Here is a 1,600-nt window from a genome sequence, read left to right on the forward strand (position 1 = left end):
GAAGAAAAAATTTCTGAAAAACCGAAAGACAATCCGATTTCGGGAACTGTTGTTCGAAAAACAACTGCCGATTTAATAAAAGACGCAGATTTTGAGGAATTTTAAACGCAGATGAAAAATTCATTTTTAACGTTTTTATTAGATTCAAATATTTGCGCAGTAGAAATTACAAATGTTCTCGAAGTTCTGAATTATGGAAATTTTACGATAATTCCTGGTGCAAAAAATTATATTGAAGGACTGATTTATTCTCGCGAGCAGGGAATTACGGTTATCAATTTGAGAAAAAAATTCGGCTTAAAAGAAAAAGAGCCGGACAAAAGTACTAAAATTATCGTTATTTCCGTAAAAAAAGAGGAAGAAGAGAGCGAAAAAATAACGCTTTATGGTTTGGTTGCAGACCAAGTTTTGGACGTGCAGAATCTTGAAGAAGATGATGATGTTGAGTCAAAATGCAAAAGTTCAATCCCTAAAGAAAATATTAAAAAAATCTTGAAATTCGAAGATAAAAATATTTTTATTCTTGGTCTTGAAGATTTGTAAATAATTTGTCAGAATTCAACGAGCGCTTTTTAAGGCGAAATAATTTTGTTAAATATGACGGCGTAATTTTATTGACCTTACAAAGTCATTTTTATATCTTTAAAGTAATAATTATTGGAGGCTATAAAAAAATGGCAAAAGCATTTGAAATGAAAGACTTTGACCTTACTGGCAAAGTAGCTTGGATTACAGGCGCTTCTTATGGCATCGGTTTTGCAATTGCAAAAGCATTCCATGCTGCTGGCGCAAAAATCGTTTTTAACGACCGTGGACAGGAACAGTTGGAAAAAGGTTTTGCAAACTACAAAGAAAACGGAATCAACGACGTACACGGATATATCTGCGATGTTACAAAAGAAGATCAGGTTATTGAAACTGTTAAAAAAATCGAAAAAGATGTTGGCGTTGTAGATATTCTTGTAAACAACGCTGGAATCATCAAGAGAATCCCGATGACAGAAATGTCTGCAGAGGACTTCCGCGCTGTAATCGATGTAGACCTTAACGCTCCATTCATCGTTTCAAAAGCAGTAATTCCTGGAATGATTAAAAAGGGACACGGAAAAATCATCAACATCTGTTCTATGATGTCTGAACTTGGACGCGAGACTGTATCTGCATACGCTGCTGCAAAGGGCGGACTTAAAATGCTCACAAAGAACATCTGTTCTGAGTACGGCGCAGACAACATCCAGTGCAACGGAATCGGACCTGGATACATTGCGACACCGCAGACAGCTCCTCTCCGCGAGAAGCAGCCTGACGGCTCACGCCATCCGTTCGACCAGTTCATCTGCGGACGCACACCGGCTGGACGCTGGCTTGACGCAGAGGAACTCGCAGGACCAGCTGTATTCTTGGCTTCTGACGCTTCAAACGCAGTAAACGGACACATCCTTTACGTAGACGGCGGAATCCTTGCATACATCGGAAAACAGCCTAAGTAAGCAGTAATGCAATAATTTGAAAAGCCCTTCGGTTTTGCAATCGAAGGGTTTTTTTATGAAAAATTTAAATGCAAAACAGATATTTTATGCGTTAGCGATTGCAGTGGTTG

2 protein-coding genes are annotated in these 1,600 nt (G+C 38.4%); both read left to right on the forward strand.

Annotation, left to right across the window (positions count from 1 at the left end):
- Window positions 1–111 precede the first annotated feature (111 nt).
- Window positions 112–543 (forward strand): chemotaxis protein CheW, encoded by a 432-nt coding sequence (locus B2X33_RS02145; RefSeq protein WP_296019109.1) that lies wholly within the window; start codon window positions 112–114, stop codon window positions 541–543.
- Between the two features lie 131 nt (window positions 544–674).
- Entirely contained in the window at window positions 675–1,490 is an 816-nt protein-coding gene (locus B2X33_RS02150; RefSeq protein ID WP_296667267.1) for a gluconate 5-dehydrogenase, read from the forward strand.
- The last annotated feature ends 110 nt before the right edge of the window (window positions 1,491–1,600 follow it).

Source organism: Treponema sp. UBA785 (genome assembly GCF_002297065.1).
In the GTDB taxonomy this organism is placed as follows: Bacteria; Spirochaetota; Spirochaetia; order Treponematales; family Treponemataceae; genus Treponema_D.

Bases quoted from the DNA above. Each gene is read 5' to 3' on its own strand.
- B2X33_RS02150 (WP_296667267.1), top strand. From the start codon at position 675: ATGGCAAAAGCATTTGAAATGAAAGACTTTGACCTTACTGGCAAAGTA.
- B2X33_RS02145 (WP_296019109.1), top strand. From the start codon at position 112: ATGAAAAATTCATTTTTAACGTTTTTATTAGATTCAAATATTTGCGCA.